Source organism: Nonomuraea sp. NPDC050691, assembly GCF_040654455.1.
In the GTDB taxonomy this organism is placed as follows: Bacteria; Actinomycetota; Actinomycetes; order Streptosporangiales; family Streptosporangiaceae; genus Nonomuraea.
This window is the reverse complement of sequence record NZ_JBFAIA010000003.1, coordinates 31,227-50,715: the sequence shown is the minus strand read 5'-3', so window position 1 is coordinate 50,715 and position 19,489 is coordinate 31,227. Positions and strand designations below refer to the sequence as shown.

Below are 19,489 nucleotides of genomic sequence, written 5' to 3'. Positions count from 1 at the left end.
GGAGGAAGCCCCCATGCGTACCACCCTGGCCGCGGCCGCCCTCGCCGGTTCCGCCGCGATCACCGGCCTCACCCTCTCCCCTGCCGCCGCCCAGGCCACCCCGCGCACCGCCACCCAGAGCGCCGCCACGGGCGTGTCGTGGGGCAAGTTCTTCTCCAGCGACCACAAGGCCCACACCTTCGGCAGGACCGTCAAGCACGGCGGCAAGGTCCACACCACCTGGCACGGCGTCGACATGGCCGGCGGCAAGCGCGCCTGGGTGTGGTTCGAGGTCTACCAGAACGGCCACTGGCGCACGTTCGACCACTCCTGGGACGGCAAGACGACCGGCGTCTGGAGCGGCCGCGGCATCACGAAGGTCTACACCTTCACCTGCTGGGCCGGAAAGCTCGACAACTGCGGCCGCAAGTACCGCATCTCCTAGACGTCTCCCGCGGCCAGGGCGATTTAGCGGTCCGGCCGCTCACGCGGCCGGCCGGCTCCCCGGCCCCGCACGATCACCGGCCCACCGCCGAACCCGCCACCGAGCCCGCCACGGAGCGCGCCCCACGCTCACGCCACCAGGCCGAGCGCCGCCGTGGCGACCGCCCGCGCCCGCGACGGCGACAGCAGCACCTCGACCGAGTCCACCACCTGGTCCACGCACCCCACCAGCGGCAGACCACTGATCACCGGATCCGACACCGCCTCCAGCAACGCCCGCGCGAACCGGTCACCCCCGATCACCTGGAACGGCCGGTCATGGAAGGCCCGCACCCGCACATCCATCTCCTCGGCCAGCCCCAGCCGGTTCTGCGTCGCCGCCACCCTCCCGTACGCCGCCGACAGCGCCGCCTCCCGCTCCCGCCACGTCCGCGCCGCCACCGCCCGCCCGAGCGACACCCCCAACTCCGCCGAGCCCGGCATGCGCGCCAGCGCGCTGCCCAGCCACTTGGCGTACGGCGGGTACCGGCGGCGCAGCAACAGCGCCAGCCGCATCACCTCCCGCGCCAGCCGCGCGCCGACCACCGCCGAGCCCAGCTCGTCGCCCACCTCACCGCACCGGCCGGGGAACGGCTCCTCCTGGGCGATACGCCGCCACTGACAGGCCAGCACGTAGCGCCACATGTCGGCCGGATACCAGCGCAACACCGCGCGCACCGCCTCCAGCCCGTCCGCGGGCAGCCCGTCGTGGAACACCTCGCCGCGCGTCACCTCGGCCAGCGACTGCCACGGCACCGACAGCCAGTCCAGCGGCGACATCCCGCCCCGCGGATCGAACCCCAGCCGCTCCGTCAGCCACTCCCCCAGCTCGGCCACCAGCACGCCGGGCCGTACGACACCGTGGTAGCCGAACACGGTCGGCAGGCCGCGAAAGCGCTCCGGCAGGCCCGCCACCACGCGCGCCCGCACGTCCTCCACCTCGCCGGCCGCCGCGAACACCAGCACCCGCGGCCCCCAGTCGTGGTCGGCGGAACGGGCCGTGTCGAACTCCAGCACCTCCGAACCCGGCCCGATCAGCGCGGCGCTGTGCGGCACCGAGCCGACGAGCGGCGCGACGACCTCACTGTAGAAAGCCCGGGAAAGCTCGATACCTGGCAGGAAATCGGACATCACCCCGACACTGTGCCTCACGGCGAGCCCCGGACTCACCCGGTTTTTCGCCCGCCCGTTCGATGCTGGTGGGTTGGGTGTGACCTCCAGTGGGGGCCAACGACCGATCGCCTTTACAATGTAGATTCACAATACGTGGGTGGCCAGCACCCGCAGGCGGCGGTAGCCGAGCCGCTCGTACACCCCGATCGCCGCCGGGTTGTCGTCGTCCACCATGAGGGCCGCCCGCCCGTACGCCGCCACGAGCCGCTCCGACACCCACCGGCACACCCGCTCGGCCAGTCCCCGCCCCCGCAGGGACGCCACCGTGGCCACCCCGGCCAGCAGCCCCACCGACGGGGCGCTCCACGCCTCGGCCGCCACCGCCGCCAGCCGGCCCTCCACCCGGGTGCCCGCCCAGCGGCGCACGCCGGGCGCGCCCGGCACCGCGTACGAGGCCGGTGCGTGTTCGGCCAGCAGGGCGGAGACCTCCCGCTCGGCCCCGTCCGTCAGCCACGCCACCCCGCCACCCGGAAGGACGGGAGCCGGAAGGACGGGGCCGGGCAGGCTCATCCAGGAGAATCCGCCCGCCACCTCCAGCCCGTCGATCTTCGCCGCGACCGCGGCCATCAGGCCCGCCTCGCCGAACGGCCGGTACGACGGCCCCATCTCGGTCAGCGCGTGCCGTACCAGCTCGACGGCGTCGGCCGGGTCGCCCCACACGCCGACGCGGTCGCGCCGCGACACCTGCGGCGCGGCGCTCGCCACGGCCCCGCCCAGGGCCCACGCCCGCGCCCCGCCCGTCAGCCCCTGCGCCACCCACACCGGCAGGTCGTCGTCACCGCACGCGGAACGCAGCTCGGCCAGAGACCTCAGCTCGCACACCACCGCCGGGTCACAGGATGGCGCCGGGGCGGTAGGCGGCCGCCTCCGGACGGGCGGAGACCAGCTCGGCCACCTGCCGCACCACCGCCTCCACCTGCCCGGCCGCCGCGCCGGTGAACGACACCCGGTCGGCCAGCAACGCGTCCAGCGCGGCCCGGTCCAGCGGGAAGCGTTCGTCGGCCGCGAGCCGGTCGAGCAGTTCGTTGGCCGTCCCGCGCGAGCGCATGGCCAGCGCCGACGCCACCGCGTGCTCCTTGATCAGCTCGTGCGCCGTCTCGCGGCCCACCCCGGCCCGCACCGCCGCCATCAGCATCTTCGTCGTGGCCAGGAACGGCAGGTAGCGGTCCAGTTCGGCGGCGATCACCGCGGGGAACGCCCCGAACTCGTCCAGGACCGTCAGCATGGTCTCCACCAGCCCGTCGAAGGCGAAGAACGCGTCCGGCAACGCCACCCGGCGCACCACCGAGCACGACACGTCGCCCTCGTTCCACTGGTCGCCGGCCAGCTCCCCCACCATCGAGGCGTAGCCGCGCAGCACCACGGCCAGGCCGTTGACCCGCTCGCAGGAGCGGGTGTTCATCTTGTGCGGCATCGCCGAGGAGCCCACCTGGCCCTCCTTGAAGCCCTCGGTCACCAGCTCGTGCCCGGCCATCAGCCGGATCGTCTTGGCCAGCGACGACGGGGACGCGGCGAGCTGCACCAGCGCCGAGACGACCTCGTAGTCGAGGGAACGCGGGTAGACCTGGCCGACGCTGGTCAGCCGCTGCTCGAAGCCGAGGTGGGCCGCGACGCGTCCCTCCAGCTCGGCCAGCCTGGACTCGTCGCCGCCGAGCAGGTCGAGCATGTCCTGGGCGGTGCCGACCGGGCCCTTGACGCCGCGCAGCGGGTAGCGGGCGATGAGCTCCTCCAGCCGGCGGTAGGCGACCAGCAGTTCGTCGGCGGCCGAGGCGAACCGCTTGCCCAGCGTGGTGGCCTGCGCGGCCACGTTGTGGGAACGGCCGGCGACCACGCTCTCGCGGTGCTCCTCGGCCAGCGCCGCCAGCCGGGCCAGCAACGCCACCACCCGGTCGCGGACGAGCAGCAGGCTGTCGCGGATCTGGAGCTGCTCGACGTTCTCGGTCAGGTCGCGCGAGGTCATGCCCTTGTGGACCTGCTCGTGGCCGGCCAGCGCGTTGAACTCCTCGATGCGGGCCTTCACGTCGTGGCGCGTGACCCGCTCGCGCGCCGCGATGGAGTCCAGGTCGACCTGCTCGACCACCTTCTCGTAGTCGGCCGCCGCCTCCTCCGGGACGGCCACGCCCAGCTCGGCCTGGGCGCGCAGCACCGCCAGCCACAGCCGCCGCTCGGCGACGACCTTGTACTCGGGCGACCACAACCGGGCCAGCTCCGGAGAGGCATAGCGGGCGGCCAGAACATCGGGGATACGCGGCTTCGACGTCACGTCGGACAAGTCTATGCACTGCCTGCCCGGTCACCGGCTCCACCCACCCGCCGGCCCTGTGAGAAGATCCCTCCCAGTTCGTACGGGTATGGAAGCACAGGTCGTGGAGGGGACGATGTTCGCGACATCGCTGGGTGAGGACGGCGCGGAGCTGCGCCCGCTGGAGCCTTGGCGCGCCGAGGAGTTCCTCGCCCACATCGAGCGGGGCCGGGAGTTCATCGGACGGTACGTGGCGCTGCCGGACTTCGTCACGGACCTGGACTCCAGCCGCGCGTACCTGCGCTCGTACGCGGAGAAGGCCATGAACGACACGGGCCGCATCTACGGCATCTGGACCGACGGCAAGCTGGTCGGCGGAGTGCTCTTCCGCACGATGGACCTCCAGCAGGGCACCGCCGAGGCGGGCTGCTGGCTGGAGCCGTCGGCCGCGGGCAAGGGCCTGGTGACCAGGGCCGCGCGCGCGATCATCGACTGGGCCTTCGAGGAGCGCGGCCTGCACCGCGTGGAGTGGCAGGTCTCGGCGGCCAACGAGCCCAGCATCGCGGTGGCCCGAAGGCTCGGGATGACCAAGGACGGCGTGCTGCGCAGCAGCTACCTGTATCGGGGGCGGCGGCACGACATGGAGGTCTGGTCGGTACTGGCACCGGAGTGGTCGGCCGCTCGGTAGAGCAACGCCCTTTACAATGTAGATTTCGAATATGGCGGGGACACCGCGCAGCACCGTCCATCAGCGAGAGCCGCGCGCCAGGACAGTCCTCGGAATGCGGAAGAACGGAAACCTACGTCAATGCCCTTTGCCGCAGCTCACAAAAGACCGGATGGCGGTTTCCGGCCACCCGCGTCTGCTGCAGCTGCCGGATGGGGCCTTGGGATGTGAGTCACAGATCCGCTTCCTCTCGTGCATTTCTGAAGCCGCTCCAGAAGACACCAGAGACCTGCATGACAGCGCCGCTCGTCCCGCTGCGTCGTCAGCGTGTGGACCAGAGCGGGCTCGAAGTGCGGCCGGTGGCCGCCGACAGCATCCGTTCGGCCAGCACCTCCGGCAGCCCGTCGAGGAAGACCACGAACGACGAGATCAGCGCGTCGCGCGCGGCCGGGTCCCCGACCGTGCCGGCGGCGGCCGCCACCACGGCGTGGTTCCGTGCGCGGTTCGCGACACCGCTTGCAGGCAGGCTTCGACACCAGCCCTGACGGGCGCCGGAGTGTGTTGCCGAGTTCTGGCACCACCCCCATGGTTGCAGGAGGACTGTCGAGCTCGCCGTGGTCGTGGGGGGCAGACCAAGTACGGGAGAAAGGGACAGTGGGGCTGCTGAACGGCTAGTCAGAGGGGGTGTTCCTCGGATGATGTGGCCCTCTGCTTGGGCTTGATTGCGGTTTGGTGAACAAGGCATCTGCTGGAGTTGGTCGTCGCTACGGTTTCGGCGTCTGGACGCCGGGATCGAGGCGAGGGACGGCCTTGGATGACGTGGATCGAGCGGACCGCCTATCCGCAGTTCAAGCGGCTGACGTCGGCGCGGGTGCTGCATGTGTTCGTCACGCCGTCGCCGGAAGAGGTGGATTGGGCTGAAAAACGGACCGGCAGCCCGGAGTCGTGCTTCGCGCTGGTGCTGGCGTTGAAGTGCTTCCAGAAGATGGCGCGCTTCCCGTCCCCGGACGAGATCCCCGAGGTGGTGATCGACCACGTTCGGCGCTGCCTGGAGTTGGCCGACGATGTCTGGCCGGACCATGGCTCCTCCGGCAGCGCAAAGGCGCATCGCAAGCTGGTGCGCCAGCGTCAGGGCGTGAAGTACGACGCGGGCCGGGCCCGGGCGATTGCCGCAGTGGCGATCCGGAAGGCGGCCCAAGCCAAGAACAACCCGGCAGACCTGATCAACGTCGCGATCGAGGAATTACTCCGGCTCCGACTGGAACTACTCGGATACACGACGCTGGAGGACCTGGCCACCAGCATTCGGGCCGAGGTGAACACCACCATCTTCGCCACGATCCTGCAGGTGTTCGACGACCTCGACACCGCGCTGCACAAACTCGCTGACGATGACCGCATCCCTCCGAGAGTGTGGACCGATGCCAGGATCGCGCTCATGCGGTCGCCCGTGGTGTGGCGCGATATTTAGCCTGTCGGCGAGTTTCCGCGCTGCGGCTTCGCTAACGCCTCACCTGGCTCATACACGCTTGACCGTTTTGTCGGGTTATGGCCGGCTTCCCTCGAAGGCGAACTCGCCCCGCGTGGCATCAACCTGCACATCCTGAGCGGCATCTGCGCTGGCATCGACTACCCCGCCTGGCAGAGCATCGCCGACAAGATGCTGTTCCTGGTCGCCGCGATGGCCGCAGAGATGGAACGCGACCTCATCTCCGAGCGCACCAATGAGGGCCTGGACGCCGCCCGCGCCGCCGGCCGGGTCGGCGGCCGCCCGGTGATGGTGACCGAGGACGGGATCTGAGGAACATCGGAACCGGATCGTGCGCTAAGCCATGTCCACGCAGGCCCTCCCCGGGTACGGCCGGAGTACGCCAGAAACACACCGCGTAGCGCAGGCGATCTCGCCTGGCGTCAGCGCTTGCGTCGTCGGGCCGCGGGGGCGTGCTCGGCGGTGATACGAGCGGAGGTTTCCTCGCCGAGGCGGACCGCCGGCTGCCGCCCCTGCCGTTCTGCCGTCATGACGGCAACCTGTACGATCTCGGTATGGCCGTTGGCAGCTTGTTTCTCTGATGCGCTCCTGTGGGAGCGACTGACCACCCGGTAAAGGTCCGAGTGACCACACCGGTGTTGGCGCTGTCCGGCCCGTCAAGGGTTTCCGGACTTGCGGTCTACTCCCGCGTCGATGCCCCTATCCCATGCATCGTGTCATCCGAGAGACGAGCGATTCATCATGCCTTCAAACCCCACTGGTCGAAACGCGGTTACCGACTGGTTCGCCCGCCATGCCGTGCCCCTCACCACGCTGGACCCTGACGCCCCGCTGGACGACCTGGAGCCGTTGCGCGGCATCATCGGCGACGCCCGAGTCGTCGCAGTCGGCGAGAACGCCCACTTCATTCACGAATTTTCCCTCGCCCGGCAGCGCATCCTGCGCTTCCTTGCCGAACGCTGCGGATTCACGCTCTTCGCCCACGAATCCGGCTTCAGCGAAGGCTTGGCCCTGGACCCGTGGGTCCAGGGCGCCGGCGACGAAACAGACCTCACCCAGATCAACGAGGCCGCCGACTCCTGGGGCCACGGCGATCTGCTGCGCTACATACGCCGGCACAACACCACGTCGGGCCGTCCGGTGCGCTTCGCCGGTATCGATGTCCCCCAGGCCGGCGGATCGCTGCTGCCCGCGCTGATCCCGGTGGCCGCTTACCTACGCGACATCGACCCTGACATCCTGCCCGTGGCGGAGTCCGCGATCGCCATGGCCGAGCGAATCGCCGGCGGATCCGTGGCTTCGGCCGCTCCCGACTGGGCAAAGCTCGGCACCGCCGAGCAGGACGCGCTGACCGCCGCGTTGACGCGCCTGAAGCTACGCTTCCAAGCGCTGGAACCGCTCTATACCTCCCGCAGCGATCGAGACCACTACGACGCGGCATTCTGGCGGCTAGAGGCCGCACTCCACACCGACGACACCTTGCGCGGCATGGCCGCCCTGTTCGACGGATCGGCTCTGCCCGCCGACCTGTCGGTGCGAGACCGGTACATGGCCGAATCGGTGCAGTGGCACCTGTCTCGCTCCGCCCCAGGGACCCGCATGGTGCTGGCGGCGCACAACAACCACATCCAGAAACACCCCGTGGCCTACGACGGCCACCTCACTACCCTGCCGATGGGTCAGCACCTAGATCGCGCGCTTGGTGAGGACTATGTCGCGCTGGCGCTCACCAGCACCGCTGATCACACCGTCGAGATGTACCCCGATGCCGACGCCCCCCTCGGCTTCACCATCGCCGACACCGCCCTCGCACCGCCGGAGCCGGACAGCGTCGAGGCCGCCGCTCTGGATGCCGGAGTCGGCCTGGCACTGGTGGACCTGCGCCACGCCCGCCACTCCGACCGGCTCCTCAGCCTCACCAGCATCCGCACGCAGAGCAGCACCATGACCATGCCCGTCGCCGACGCCTTCGATAGCGTCCTGATCAGCCCCACCGCCACGATGCAAGCAGGCATCGGCGTCTGACTCGTCACGCCCGAGCGCCCCGCCATCGAACATGGCGGGGCGTGTGTGGATCGCCGGACACCGGGGGCAGACCAAGTAAGCCGGAAAGGGCTAATAGAGCTGGTCAGGCGGTGGGGCGGAAGCCGAGGTTTCGGCTGTGGATAGCCGTGCCAGACGTGGGGCCGGATTGGTTACCGCAGTGGCGTGGCTGCGCTGACCTGGCCCAAACGCCATCTCCCCCCGACGATCGCCGGCACCGCGCAGCCACCAGGCGACCGTCGCCGACTACACCCACGCGGCCCGCATCGCCGGCCGCTGACCCGCCCGGGAGGTGTCACGCCCCCTTCCGGGGCGGTGTCGCGGCGGGTGTCACGCCGCCTTGTTTGTGGCGGTATGTCCAGTGTCACGCGGGGGTGTCACGGCGCCTGTCGCGAGGCTCTGATTGGTAACTCTCTGCCTGTCACGCCCTCCGTGACACCCCCACCCCTGTCACGCGTACGCGCCGCTCTCCGATCGCGCGCACAACCGCCCTCGGGAAGACGATCTTGAGCGGTGGGATTACGTCGCCCGCCGGCGCCCGCCGCGGTGCTCGACGGAAGTGCCTGGCTCGCCGTTACGGGTGCGGAGGTCCTGTAGGCACCGCAGGCGACTTACTTGACGGGCGTGTGGTCGTCTGAGTACTCCCACCGCTCCTCGACGGTGTTCCATTGGGTACGCCTGGTGCGGTCAGAGGCGTAGATGGTGACGGTCAGGTGCCCGTCGTTGTCGTGCAGGCCGTTGTCGTCGTCATTCATCGCCAGCCACAGGGTGCGCCCGTCGGCACTACCGCTCCGTTCGAGGTCAGCGTGCGTGCCGACCACGAACGGCTGCCCGTCCTGGCCCCAGCGCCCGATCAGCTGCCCCACCTGGCCCCCTCCCCGTGGTAGGGGTACTCGGCGCGGCCCTGCGTGCTGGCGTCGAAGAAGCGGGTGTTGTTCGGCTTGCGGGCATCGGCGTTGCGAGTGGCGAAGTCCCGCGCGGCGGTGTTGAAGCACCACGTGCCCTCCGCCTTCAGGATCCACCCGGTGTTCTCCTCGTGCGCCGGCAGCGCGAACCCGGTGTCCTGCCAGCCCTTGTTGGCGTAGATGTCGATGACGCGTCCGCCCATGAGAGGTCCTTCCTGTGGCGTGGTTCCTGATCGGGACCATGACCGGCAATAACTCAGCGCAAACAGTCGATTGCTCTATGGAATGCCAGGGGGTCGCCCTCGCTTCCGGAGCGCCGCCACCGGTCCAGCTCGTGCATGCACCGTGCACGGCTCGCGCGCCTGCACCGAGGGACCGTGCACGGGGTGCACGTGCACGGTCCGGGAGTTTCGGGAGTCAACGCGCGCGTGCGCGAGGCTGGGCAGCTCGGTGCCGGGTTCGCTCGACTCGCGCCCGCGCGCGAGGGGCTCCCGAAACTCCCGCGACCCGCCTCGCACGCGCGTGTGTAGGCCTGTCCGCGACGTCCACGAAGCGACCGGCCCGGGCCAGGCGGCCGCGCCGGTGCCGGCGGCGTAGGTGGCCAGCAGGGACAGCCGTCCGAGGTTGTTGACCGAGCGGGGATAGCAGCGGGCGGTTTCGTGGATGAGAGCGATGGCGTCGTCGCCCGGTACTCCTGGCACTGGAGTCTGAAGGCGCTGACGGCACGGGCAGTGGACGATCAGCAAGGCGGGATGAAAATGCGGATCAAGACCTGCTTGCCCTGTGGTGTGATGAATTGTCGCTCGCGCCGGTGAGGCGTTCACTGGAGAGTGGGCGCCACGAAGGGACTGAGCCCCGTCCTGAGGTGACGATGGATTCCGGTGATCATGCACAGTGAGCTGGAGCCGGCGGGGCAACCCGGTCGCCGGTCTCTTGTCATCCGGATCAACTGACCAGCGGCCTAGGGTTCGCCGTCGAACGCGGGCTTTGCGTTCGACGATGCGGACGAGGCTGTGAGCACCGTGTATGCCTTGCAAGGTGATGACGGTGCCCGCATGACTGAGGGGGGTGCGATCCCGATGGGCGATCCCGCAGCGGTTGCATGGCCCCACCGCGAGGAACGAGGGGTGGAGCCGCCCGTGGGCAGAGCCGGTGCGGTGTTCACCCGCACGCCAGGCGTAAGAGGCGCGCGAGTCCGAGGGGCCTGAGATGAATGGCGCCGGCAGCCGCGCAGACCACGCAGAAGGTGAACAGACGCAGACTCTGCTCATCCTCGGGGCACACGGTGACCTGACGGCAAGGCTGCTTCTTCCGGGACTGGGAGGTCTGGTCGCCGCGTCTTCGCTGGCTGACCTGCTACTTGTCGGCAGCGACCGAGGCGAAGGGACCGACGAGGAGTGGCGGGCGGTCGTCGCGGACGCGTTCGCGACGGGCGGAGCGACGGGTCCGGCCGTCGACACCGTGGTGCGCAACGCCCGCTACGTGGCCGCGGACGCCACCGACGACAGCGATCTGCGCCGCCTGCTGGCGTGCCGCCGCGCTCGCCTCACCGTGTACTTCGCGCTGCCGCCGGCGGTCACGGTCGCCGCCTGCCGGGCGCTGGCCCGCATCGGCGTGCCGGAAGGTACGCGCCTGGTCCTGGAGAAACCCTTCGGCACCGACGCGTCCAGCGCCGCCGCGCTGAACGAACTGCTGCGCGCTCTGGTGCCGGAGGACCACGTCCACCGCGTCGACCACTTCCTGGGCATGTCCACGGTGCTCAACATCCTGGGCGTCCGGTTCGCCAACAGGGTGATCGAACCGCTGCTCACCGCGGAGCACGTCGACGCGGTCGACATCGTGTTCGACGAGACGCTGGGACTCGAAGGCCGCGCCGGCTTCTACGACGCGACGGGCGCCCTGCGCGACATGATCCAGAGCCATCTGCTCCAGGTGCTGGCGCTCACGGCGATGCTCCCGCCGAGCACGCTGGAACCGCTCGACGTGCGGGACGCCAAGGCGCAGGTCCTGCGAGCCACCCGAGTCTGGGACGACCGTCCCGAGCGGTTCAGCCGTCGCGCCCGCTACAGCGCCGGCGAGATCGACGGCCGTCGGCTCCCGGCGTACGTCGACGAGGAAGGCATCGACCCCGCGCGTGAGACGGAGACGCTGGCCGAGGTCGTCTTCGCCGTCGACACCTGGCGGTGGGCCGGAGTGCCGTTCCGCGTCCGCTCGGGCAAGGCGATCGGCTCGCCCCGGCAGGAAGTCGCCTTCACGTTCAAGCACCCCCAGCGTGTGCCTCCCGGCCTCGCCGGTGCGGCCATCGACAACCGGTTGCGCATCGGTCTCGGTCCCCGCTGCCTGCAGTTGGAGCTCAACATCAACGGACCCGGCGACCCGTTCACCGTCTCCCCCGTGACGCTCGATGCCAGCTTCGGTCCCGGTGAGCTCCTGGAGTACGGCGAGGTGCTGCGGGGCGTCCTGGACGACGACAAGCCGCTGTCGGTGCGCGACGACATGTCGGTTGAGTCATGGCGCATCGTCGAGCCGGTTCTGCAGGCGTGGCGCGATGGTCGCGTCCCGCTCGACGACTACCGGGCCGGCACTGCCGGCCCGGCGACATGGGAGGAGTGGGCGACGTGAGCGAAGCGTTGAACGTGCGCCCCACGGCCGAAAGCCAATTCGTCGAGCTCACGCCGCGGGGGCTGCGAACCGTCCGCGGATGGGCGGTGGCCATCACCATCGGCAGCTTCCTGTTCGGCTTCGACACCGGGATCATCTCCGGTGCGCTGCTGTTCATCCGTGAAGAGTTCAACCTGAGCTCCTTCGAGCAGAGCTCGGTGGTGAGTGTCCTGTTGCTCGGCGCGGTCGTCGGCGCGCTCAGCTGCGGGCGCATCGCGGACCGCTACGGGCGACGACCGCTCCTGGCCGGCCTCGGCGTCGTGTTCTTCGTCGGGATCGCGGCCGCCGCCGTCGCCAACGGTTACTGGATGCTGATGCTCGGCCGGTTCGTCATGGGCCTCGCCGTCGGCGGCGTGTCAGCCACGGTGCCCACCTACCTGGGCGAGATGGCACCGGCCCAGATCCGGGGGCGCGTCCTCACCCTCAACCAGCTGCTCATCAGCGTCGGGCTGCTCGTCTCCTACCTCGTGAACTGGGCCTTCGCCGAGGCCGGGCTATGGCGTGCGATGTTCTGGGTCGGCGCCGTCCCCGCGGTACTCCTCGTCCTGGCGGCTCTCCGGTTGCCCGAATCCCCGACGTGGTTGATCGTCCACAGCAGAACAGCCGAAGCCCGCAGGATCCTCGACACGGTCACCGAGCCGGGCGGCGCGGACAAGGTCATCTCCCGTGTCAGCGGCACCGGCGGCGACGCCGAGCCACGCCGTAGCGGGACCGGAAGCGACTCCGGCGGCATGCGGGCGCTGCTGGCCAGAAGGGTCCGCCCGGCGTTCCTGGTCGGCGTGATCCTCGCAGCGCTTCAGCAATTCGTCGGGATCAACACCATCCTCTACTACGCGCCGACGATCATGGCAGGCGTCGGACTGTCCGCCTCGAACGCGATCTACTACTCGGTCTTCATCGGCGTCATCAACGTCGCCGTCACCGTGGTCTCCGTCAACCTCGTCGACCGGCTCGGCCGCCGCCCCTTGCTGCTCGCCTCCCTCGCCGGGATGGGGATCTCCATCGGGATGCTGGGTGTGGCGTTCGCCGCGAACCTCAGCCCGGTGATCATCCTCATCTTCATGCTGCTGTACATCGTGTCGTTCGGGATCGGCATGGGCCCGGTCTTCTGGGTCCTGCTCGGCGAACTCTTCCCTCCCGCCCTGCGCGCCACGGGGTCCAGTGCGGGCGCGACCATCAACTGGCTGTCCAACTTCCTGGTGAGCCTGGTGTTCCTGCCCCTCATCGCGGCTATCGGGCAGGCGTCGACATTCTGGACCTTCGCTGTGATCTGCGCTCTGGGCATGGCATTCGTCGCCAAGTGGGTCCCCGAGACGCGGGGCCGTCACGCCGACGAGGTAGGCCGCGACCTGCACCGGCGGTGGAAGGTGCCGACGACGTGACGATGCCCCGAAATGTTCGGTGTCTGGACGCAGCGAAGGTGACAGTGAGTCCTGCCCCTGGCCTGAGCACTGTCAGTTCGACAGATATCGAAGTGCCAGCGTTTGCGTCATCGAAGTTGACAGTATGGAGCCGAAGATCAACTGTGTGAACGTGCTCGCCGTAGGAATGCCGTGACTGAGCGCTTCAGTTGGCCAGGGCGCGTATTGGGTTGTGATCAAGTGGTGGTCCGGGTGAGGTCCTTGACCCAGATCACCGAAGCGCGCAGCTGGAGGCCGGCGAGGTAGCTGCCGGGAATCTTGTCGTATCGGGTGGCCACGCCCCGCCAGGCCTTGAGCTTGTTGATCAGGCGCTCGACGGTGTTCCTCTCCTTGTAGAGGTCGACGTCGTGGCTGACCGGCCGACCACCCGCTGAGCCCTTGTTCTTCCGGTTGGCGGCCTGGTCTGTCTTCTCCGGGATCACTGCCTTGATACCGCGCCTGCGCAGATGGGCCCGGTTGCCGCACGAGGAGTAGGCCTTGTCCCCGGCGACCGCGTCCGGCCGGGTGCGAGGGCGGCCGACGGGGGCGCGAACCCGTATCTTGCTCAACACGGGGATGAACTGCGGGCTGTCGGCGGCCTGGCCCGCGGTCAGCACGAACGCCAGCGGGCGGCACCTGCGGCCGGCGGCCAGGTGGACTTTGCTGCTCTGCCCGCCCCTGGAACGTCCCAGCAGGGCGGCCTTCAGCCGGAGCTTTCGCCGGCGCCGGACGCGTCGTCGCTCCTCCCGCGCGGGATCGATCTGGGCGTTCTGTCCGTCTTGTTCTTCGACACTGCCCCTTTTGACCTTGCCTTCTCCGCCTCGGCGGCTGCCTTCTCCAGCGCGCCGAGGACGTCCTGGCCCAGGTGCATCCCGGCCGCGTCGTGGTGAGCACGCGCGGTGGTGGAATCGATGCTGACCAGCGACAGGTCCACCTCATCCCGCTTGGCCGCTTCCGCGATCAGGCCCTCCAGCAGGGCCTCGAAGTCGCCGGCGTCACGCCATTGCCGGAAGCGGTTGTGGACGGTCGACCAGGCACCGAACTTCTCCGGCATCTCCCGCCACTGCCTGCCGGTCCTGAACCGCCAGATCACACCCTCGAACTGCTGCCGTAACCGCTCGGGATACGGGCCGTACTCGCCGATCGGCAGATACGGTCCGATGAACTCCCACTCCGCGTCCGTCAGTTGCACTTGCGTCACGCAACAAGGCCTACCGGTTCAGGCCTCACCATGAGGGCGAATCGACAGATTGATCACGACCCAATACGCGCCCTAGGCGCTGCCATACCTGGCGCCTACTGAGCTGCCCATGGCCGGCGCCCTCGCCCCGCTGGGCGCCCCGTTGATCCTGGGGCTCGGCGGCGGAGGAAACTACAGCGTGCTGTTCTTGCCGGGCGCGGTCCTTACGCTCGGCACCATCGTGACCGCCGCGAAGATCCGCAGCGTGCGCTGACGTTCAGCCGACCATCACCCACGCCGAAGGGCCGGTGTCGCTTCCTTGAGCGGCACCGGCCCTTCTTTTCCTCAGACAGTGCGGGCGGGTCTCGGGCGCGGCGAGCGTCGCATCATTTGCCGGTGTTCTCGGCGAAGCCGCCGCGCCGTTCTGGGGAGTCGAGGCTCAGGCAGTCCGGGTATTTGATTAGTGCGGCGACGTGGGTGGGCCTCGACGTCGAACCGACGTCCTGGCCGGAGGCCCGGTTCCGATGACGTACCGGTTGCGATGTCCCAGCGTGGGTCCGGCCCGGATCCCGCATCAGAGCCCGCGGCTCCTCGATCCAAACGTGTTTGTCCACGGGGATTGCCTCAGCCGCGATCGGTATGTGCGCCGTGGAAGGGATCAGGTTGACAACGAGGTCCACCTCCGCGTCGGCGATCGCCTGCGCACGCCGTACTCAGCAGCAGGCGTCAGGACAGGTGGCTGCCCGACGTGGAGTTGGCCGGGCGGATGGGACTTCATAACCGGCTCCTGAGCCGGGAAAGGCGTGGGGCACCTAAAGTCCACCAGGAAGGTGTCGCGGTCCGCCGGCTCAGATCTTGTTGGCCTTCGCGACAGCCCCGAGCCAGCTCAGGCTGGGCTTGGGACGGCGCTCGAAGGTCTGGTGATCGACGGCGACGAGCCCGAAGGTGGGTTCCCATCGGCCCCATTCGTAGTTGTCGAGAAGGCTCCAGTGCAGATACCCGCGGACGTCGATGCCGTCCTCGATGGCATCTCGGAGGTGGCCGAGAGCGGCTTGGGTGTAAGCGATACGGCGTTCGTCATCGTCGGTGGCGAGGCCGTTCTCGGTGATGAGGATGGGGACGTCGCCCACGACATCGTGGGTGTGGCGTACGGCGATGCCGATGGCGTCAGGCCGGTACGCCCAACCCATCAGCGTGTTGTCGGGATGGTCAGGATGCGGCAGGATCCCGTGCTCGTCGACGAGTTGGCTGGTGTAGGTCTGGACGCCGACGAAGTCGTCATGACGGGCGGGTTCGAGGTACATGTCCTCCCAGATCCACTGCACCTCGGCCAGCTTGGCTTCACCGCCCGGGGCCGCCTGGAACGCTTGATTGCCGATCGTCCAACCGACCTTGGCCGCCACCAGGTCACGGATCAGCGGCGCGACCGTCTTATGAGCGCTGACCAGGGCGGCGCCGATCTCCTCGTCGGGCAGCATGCCTGGGGGGAACTCCTGGCCCGCGCCGATTCGCCGGGCGCCGTGCATGAGCGCCACGACGTTGGGCTCGTTGAAGGTGCAGACCCACTCCACACCGTCGAGAATTGAGCAGACTTGCTCGGCATACCGCGCGAACAGATCGGTGGCGTCGGCTGCGAGCCATCCTCCTGCTTCGCCGAACCAGACCGGCTGAGTGAAGTGATGCAGCGTGACGATCGGTGTCAGGCCCAAACTGCGAGCGGTGTCGATCATCTGCCGATAGTGGGCGAGAAGCGCTCGGGAGAAATGTCCGCGCGCAGGTTCGATCCGGGCCCACTCGATGCTGAACCTGTAGGCGTTGAACCCGGCCTGCGCGAGCAGGCGCATGTCTTCCTCGAAGCGGTGGTAGCTGTCGAGCGCGTCGCCGCTGGGTTGCATGCCGGGCCGGGAGTGTTCGAGCTGCCACCAGTCGCTGTTGACGTTGTTTCCCTCGATCTGGTGGGCTGCGGTCGAGGCGCCCCATAGGAAGTCGGCTGGGAACTGGCGCGGCATATGCATAGGTGTCTCATTCATTGTCGGCAGAGTTCTTGGAACTTCTGATCTGGTTAACCTTTGATTCCGGACGCGATGGCGCTCCGGACGAAATAACGCTGCGCGAACAGGAAGATCAGCATCACGGGGATGACGTAGAGGGCAGCGGCGGCCGCCTGCACCGTCGGCAGGGGGTTGCCGCGAGGGTCCTGGTACCACGCCGTGATGGCCACGGAGAGTGTCGTGTGGTCGATGTCCAGCAGCAGAGCCGGCGCGATGTAGTCACCCCAACTCCAGGTGAAGGAGAGCAGGAACGCCGTGATCAGCACGGGCCGGGACAGAGGCAGGAAGATCCTGAAGAAGATCCGCCCCCAGCCGCAGCCGTCGATGATCGCCGCGTCCTCCAGTTCGCGCGGGATCGCCGCGAAGAACTGCCTGAACAGGAACACCAGGAAGGGCGAGGCGGCCAGACCCCACAGAACCCACGGCCAGTAGGTGTTGACGAGCCCGAGCCGCGAGAACAGCACGTATGTCGGCAGGAGCGTCAGGACCTGCGGCAGCATCATCGTGGACAGCAGCACGAGGAACATGGCGCGCTTGCCGGGAGCCCGCAGGCGCGCGAATCCGAACCCGACCACCGCGCTGGACACGGTGATGAGAACCGCGTAGATGGTGGCCAGGAACAACGAGTTCATCGCGTAGGCGGGGAAGTTGATGTCCGTGAGGGCGTGCCCGAAATTGCTCCACTCCGCCTGCTCGGGCAGGACCTTGGCGGGCACCGCCACCCACTCCTCGCGGGTTTTGAGTGCGGCCAGCAGCAGCCACAAGATCGGACCGACGAAGATCACGGCCAGGGCCAGGAGGAGGACGTACACGCCGCCCGCGCTCCGGCGTTTGCGCCGCGGCCGTGCTCGGGACGGGTGGGATCGGCCGGTGTGCACGGGGTGGCTGCTAACGGTCTGCATCGCTGTTGACCTCGTAATGGACCCACCAGCGGCTCGACCGCTGTACCAGCAGGGTGAAGGTGAGAATGATGACGAAGAAGACCCACAACATCGCCGAGCCGTAGCCGAAGCGGTTGTTGAGGAAGAACTCCTCCCACACCTGCACCATGTACAGGTGCGTGCTCTCCGGCACCTGACCGACTATCGAGATGCTGTTGGTCTCGGCCAGCAGCAACGGTTGGACGACGATCTGGAGGGTCGCGATGATGCCGGTGACCACCTGGAAGTACAGCACCGGAGAGATCATGGGTACCGTCACGTGGCGGAACGCCTTCCAGCGCCCAGCGCCGTCTACCCGGGCCGCATCCTCGAGTTCCCTGGGGACGCCCTGGAGAGCGGCGAGCATGATGACCATGCCACCGCCGAGGCCCCACAGGGTCAGGACGATGAGCGCGTAGAAGGCCATCGGGTCGACCAGCCAGGTGATCGCGTCCACTCCGACAACTTCGAGGATGGCGTTGAGGACACCCGCGTCCCTGTTCAGGACCAGTTTCCACATGATGGCCGTCGCCACGACCGGCACAACCGACGGCAGGTAGAAGACGGTGCGCCAGAGCCCCACCGCCTTCAGCCTGCGGTTGAGCAGCACCGCCAGACCGAGCGACCCTGCGACGCTGAGCGGCACCACGATCGCGGTGTACCCGATAGTCCTGAGCAGAGCAGCCCAGGCGTATTCATCGCCGAGCAACTCGACGTAGTTGCGGAAGCCGACCCAGCGCCAACGCGGCGAGCTGCCGTCGAAGTTGGTCAGGCTCGTGGCGAACGCGTAAACCAGGGGTGCGGCGGTCAGGAGGAGAAAGCCCACTACCCACGGCCCCACGAACAGATAGAAGGTCCGCCTCGGATAGCGGGACCAGTTACGTTGTGCCATACCGGTCTCAGCCGATCCGCTCTTTGCCCTGCTTCAGCAACTTGTTGATTTCGACGGTGGCCGCCGCGCAGGCCGCGTCGACGGTCTGCTGCTTCTTGATCGCCCGCTGCAGTTGCTTGTCCAGCGCGACGTGGCACGCGTCGGTGGAGACGTAAGGCGATTCCGGCAGCGGGACCGCGTACTGCAGTTCGTTCTGGGCGACGGTGTAGGCCTGCTTCTGGTAGGGCAGGTCCTGCGGCAGCTTCGAGGCCAGGGACTTCAGGCCTGGAATACCCCACCCGCTCTTGGCTCGTTCCTCGGCGGGCGGGCCGGCCATGAAGTACTCCATCAGCTTCCAGGCCTCGTCCTTGTGCTTGGCCTCCGCCGGAATCCACGCACCCTGGCCGGAGTAGCTGGGGCTGACCCGCTTGTCGCCCATGATCGGGGCGGGCGCCATCCGGATGCTGCCGTTCAGCTCCTTGTTGTCGACGAAGTTGCCGCCGAACCAGTAGCCGTCCTGCGTGATCGCCATCCGCTTGGCGCTGAAGGTGGACATGTCGGAGCCGTCCGGCAGCGGGTTCAGCGAGGTCGGGCCGACCCCCGCCTGGCCGAAATCGACATACCACTGGAAGGCGCGGCGTGCGGCGGGCGTGTTGAAGTCGATCTCGGTCAGGTCCTCGTTGAACAGCTGGGCACCTTGCTGGAGGATCATCGTCGCGATGGGACCGATCAGGCTCCACGCCCATTCGAGCCCGAGGCCGAACACGAGGGTCTTGCCGCCGTCCTTGACCGTCAACCGCTTGGCGATAGCGAGCAGTTCATCGTAGGTCGTCGGCTCGGAATCGCTCAGGTAAGGCACCTTCGCCTTATCGAACAGGGCGGTGTTGTACCAGAGGGTGGCGTCCTGGCTCCAGTCCTTGACGATGCCGTAGTACCCGCCCTGGCCGATCTTGTGGCCGTCCCAGCGGAAGCTCTCGTTGACGGGCTGCAGGTCCTCCTTCTTCAGCACCTGGCTCTTGTCCAGGTACGGGGTCAGGTCGGTCGCGAGGCCGCGGGCGTTGGTGTTGGCGCTGCCGACGGCAGCACCGACCGTGATGTCCGGTGGGTTGCCGGAGGCGAGCATCGCGTTGAGCCGAGCGAGGTCGTGCTCCAAGAACTGGATCTTGATGCCGGGATTCTTCGCCTCGAAGTCGGCGATCAGTTCCTTGGAGAGGTCCTGGGCGCCGAACATCGCGGTGATGGTCACCGCGCCCGTGCCCTCCGCACGCCCGCCGCTGGGCGACTTGCTGGACGGGCCTGCGTTGCATCCGCTGAGCAGGGGCACACCCGCGATTGCTGCTGCACCTGCGAGCAGCCGGCGCCTGCTGATCGGTTCAGATCTGGTCATGTCGACCTCCTGGCCACGGTGTGATCCGGACCCTTCCG

At 68.5% G+C, this 19,489-nt stretch carries 17 protein-coding genes and 2 pseudogenes; 8 read left to right on the top strand and 11 right to left on the bottom strand.

What is annotated here, in order from left to right; genetic code table 11:
- Positions 1-13 precede the first annotated feature (13 nt).
- Entirely contained in the window at positions 14-424 is a 411-nt protein-coding gene (locus AB0H81_RS02040; protein ID WP_358367889.1) for a hypothetical protein, read from the top strand.
- A 128-nt stretch (positions 425-552) separates the two neighbouring features.
- Here AB0H81_RS02040 and AB0H81_RS02035 read toward each other — a convergent pair whose 3' ends face one another.
- The 3 genes from AB0H81_RS02035 to purB form a co-directional block, all read right to left on the bottom strand.
- Entirely contained in the window at positions 553-1,593 is a 1,041-nt protein-coding gene (locus AB0H81_RS02035; protein ID WP_358367886.1) for a DUF4037 domain-containing protein, read from the bottom strand.
- Positions 1,594-1,719: 126 nt separating this feature from the next.
- Positions 1,720-2,457 (bottom strand): GNAT family N-acetyltransferase, encoded by a 738-nt coding sequence (locus AB0H81_RS02030; protein WP_358367884.1) that lies wholly within the window; start codon positions 2,455-2,457, stop codon positions 1,720-1,722.
- A 10-nt stretch (positions 2,458-2,467) separates the two neighbouring features.
- Entirely contained in the window at positions 2,468-3,898 is a 1,431-nt protein-coding gene (gene purB, locus AB0H81_RS02025; protein ID WP_358367881.1) for an adenylosuccinate lyase, read from the bottom strand.
- 115 nt (positions 3,899-4,013) lie between these two features.
- On the opposite strand from purB, the gene AB0H81_RS02020 reads away from it, so the two are divergent.
- Positions 4,014-4,565 (top strand): GNAT family protein, encoded by a 552-nt coding sequence (locus AB0H81_RS02020; protein ID WP_358367878.1) that lies wholly within the window; start codon positions 4,014-4,016, stop codon positions 4,563-4,565.
- Between the two features lie 301 nt (positions 4,566-4,866).
- Here the strand turns inward: AB0H81_RS02020 and AB0H81_RS02015 are convergent, their stop codons facing one another.
- Entirely contained in the window at positions 4,867-5,028 is a 162-nt protein-coding gene (locus tag AB0H81_RS02015) for a hypothetical protein (protein WP_358367875.1), read from the bottom strand.
- Positions 5,029-5,358: 330 nt separating this feature from the next.
- On the opposite strand from AB0H81_RS02015, the gene AB0H81_RS02010 reads away from it, so the two are divergent.
- The 3 genes and pseudogenes from AB0H81_RS02010 (at position 5,359) to AB0H81_RS02000 (ending at position 8,058) form a co-directional block, all read left to right on the top strand.
- Positions 5,359-6,015 (top strand): DUF4158 domain-containing protein, encoded by a 657-nt coding sequence (locus AB0H81_RS02010; RefSeq protein ID WP_358367872.1) that lies wholly within the window; start codon positions 5,359-5,361, stop codon positions 6,013-6,015.
- A gap of 114 nt (positions 6,016-6,129) precedes the next feature.
- A pseudogene (locus tag AB0H81_RS02005) lies at positions 6,130-6,345 on the top strand (recombinase family protein); the annotation flags it as partial.
- A 429-nt stretch (positions 6,346-6,774) separates the two neighbouring features.
- Complete coding sequence (locus AB0H81_RS02000; protein WP_358367869.1) at positions 6,775-8,058, top strand: erythromycin esterase family protein; 1,284 nt, start codon at positions 6,775-6,777, stop codon at positions 8,056-8,058.
- 629 nt (positions 8,059-8,687) lie between these two features.
- Here the strand turns inward: AB0H81_RS02000 and AB0H81_RS01995 are convergent.
- Positions 8,688-8,942, bottom strand: coding sequence for a hypothetical protein (locus AB0H81_RS01995; RefSeq protein ID WP_358367866.1), 255 nt, complete (start codon positions 8,940-8,942; stop codon positions 8,688-8,690).
- On the bottom strand, positions 8,930-9,184 hold the full coding sequence (locus AB0H81_RS01990; protein WP_358367864.1) for a hypothetical protein: 255 nt from the start codon (positions 9,182-9,184) through the stop codon (positions 8,930-8,932). Before AB0H81_RS01990 ends, AB0H81_RS01995 begins: the two co-directional genes overlap by 13 nt.
- A gap of 1,006 nt (positions 9,185-10,190) precedes the next feature.
- On the opposite strand from AB0H81_RS01990, the gene AB0H81_RS01985 reads away from it, so the two are divergent.
- Together AB0H81_RS01985 and AB0H81_RS01980 are read left to right on the top strand one after the other, a co-directional pair.
- Positions 10,191-11,603, top strand: coding sequence for a glucose-6-phosphate dehydrogenase (locus AB0H81_RS01985; RefSeq protein ID WP_358367861.1), 1,413 nt, complete (start codon positions 10,191-10,193; stop codon positions 11,601-11,603).
- Positions 11,600-13,024 (top strand): sugar porter family MFS transporter, encoded by a 1,425-nt coding sequence (locus tag AB0H81_RS01980; RefSeq protein ID WP_358367858.1) that lies wholly within the window; start codon positions 11,600-11,602, stop codon positions 13,022-13,024. Before AB0H81_RS01985 ends, AB0H81_RS01980 begins: the two co-directional genes overlap by 4 nt.
- A gap of 215 nt (positions 13,025-13,239) precedes the next feature.
- Here AB0H81_RS01980 and AB0H81_RS01975 read toward each other — a convergent pair.
- A pseudogene (locus AB0H81_RS01975) lies at positions 13,240-14,243 on the bottom strand (IS5 family transposase).
- A 109-nt stretch (positions 14,244-14,352) separates the two neighbouring features.
- On the opposite strand from AB0H81_RS01975, the gene AB0H81_RS01970 reads away from it, so the two are divergent.
- Positions 14,353-14,496 carry a hypothetical protein gene (locus AB0H81_RS01970; RefSeq protein ID WP_358367856.1) on the top strand — a complete coding sequence of 48 codons (144 nt, stop codon included), beginning with the start codon at positions 14,353-14,355 and terminating at the stop codon, positions 14,494-14,496.
- Between the two features lie 574 nt (positions 14,497-15,070).
- Here AB0H81_RS01970 and AB0H81_RS01965 read toward each other — a convergent pair.
- From AB0H81_RS01965 to AB0H81_RS01950, 4 genes are all read right to left on the bottom strand, one after another.
- Positions 15,071-16,237 (bottom strand): family 1 glycosylhydrolase, encoded by a 1,167-nt coding sequence (locus tag AB0H81_RS01965; RefSeq protein ID WP_358367854.1) that lies wholly within the window; start codon positions 16,235-16,237, stop codon positions 15,071-15,073.
- A gap of 47 nt (positions 16,238-16,284) precedes the next feature.
- Positions 16,285-17,085, bottom strand: a complete 801-nt coding sequence (locus AB0H81_RS01960; RefSeq protein WP_358367853.1) for a carbohydrate ABC transporter permease — start codon at positions 17,083-17,085, stop codon at positions 16,285-16,287.
- Between the two features lie 76 nt (positions 17,086-17,161).
- A complete protein-coding gene (locus AB0H81_RS01955; RefSeq protein ID WP_358367850.1) occupies positions 17,162-18,085 on the bottom strand; it encodes a sugar ABC transporter permease in 924 nt (307 codons plus the stop codon).
- 7 nt (positions 18,086-18,092) lie between these two features.
- Positions 18,093-19,451, bottom strand: a complete 1,359-nt coding sequence (locus AB0H81_RS01950) for a sugar ABC transporter substrate-binding protein (protein WP_358367848.1) — start codon at positions 19,449-19,451, stop codon at positions 18,093-18,095.
- Between the last annotated feature and the right edge of the window lie 38 nt (positions 19,452-19,489).

Coding starts and splice junctions, on each gene's coding strand:
- AB0H81_RS02040 (WP_358367889.1), top strand. CDS start 14: ATGCGTACCACCCTGGCCGCGGCCGCCCTCGCCGGTTCCGCCGCGATC.
- AB0H81_RS02035 (WP_358367886.1), bottom strand. CDS start 1,593: ATGTCCGATTTCCTGCCAGGTATCGAGCTTTCCCGGGCTTTCTACAGT.
- AB0H81_RS02020 (WP_358367878.1), top strand. CDS start 4,014: ATGTTCGCGACATCGCTGGGTGAGGACGGCGCGGAGCTGCGCCCGCTG.
- AB0H81_RS02010 (WP_358367872.1), top strand. CDS start 5,359: ATGACGTGGATCGAGCGGACCGCCTATCCGCAGTTCAAGCGGCTGACG.
- AB0H81_RS02000 (WP_358367869.1), top strand. CDS start 6,775: ATGCCTTCAAACCCCACTGGTCGAAACGCGGTTACCGACTGGTTCGCC.
- AB0H81_RS01990 (WP_358367864.1), bottom strand. CDS start 9,184: ATGGGCGGACGCGTCATCGACATCTACGCCAACAAGGGCTGGCAGGAC.
- AB0H81_RS01985 (WP_358367861.1), top strand. CDS start 10,191: ATGAATGGCGCCGGCAGCCGCGCAGACCACGCAGAAGGTGAACAGACG.
- AB0H81_RS01970 (WP_358367856.1), top strand. CDS start 14,353: ATGGCCGGCGCCCTCGCCCCGCTGGGCGCCCCGTTGATCCTGGGGCTC.
- AB0H81_RS01965 (WP_358367854.1), bottom strand. CDS start 16,237: ATGCATATGCCGCGCCAGTTCCCAGCCGACTTCCTATGGGGCGCCTCG.
- AB0H81_RS01955 (WP_358367850.1), bottom strand. CDS start 18,085: ATGGCACAACGTAACTGGTCCCGCTATCCGAGGCGGACCTTCTATCTG.
- AB0H81_RS01950 (WP_358367848.1), bottom strand. CDS start 19,451: ATGACCAGATCTGAACCGATCAGCAGGCGCCGGCTGCTCGCAGGTGCA.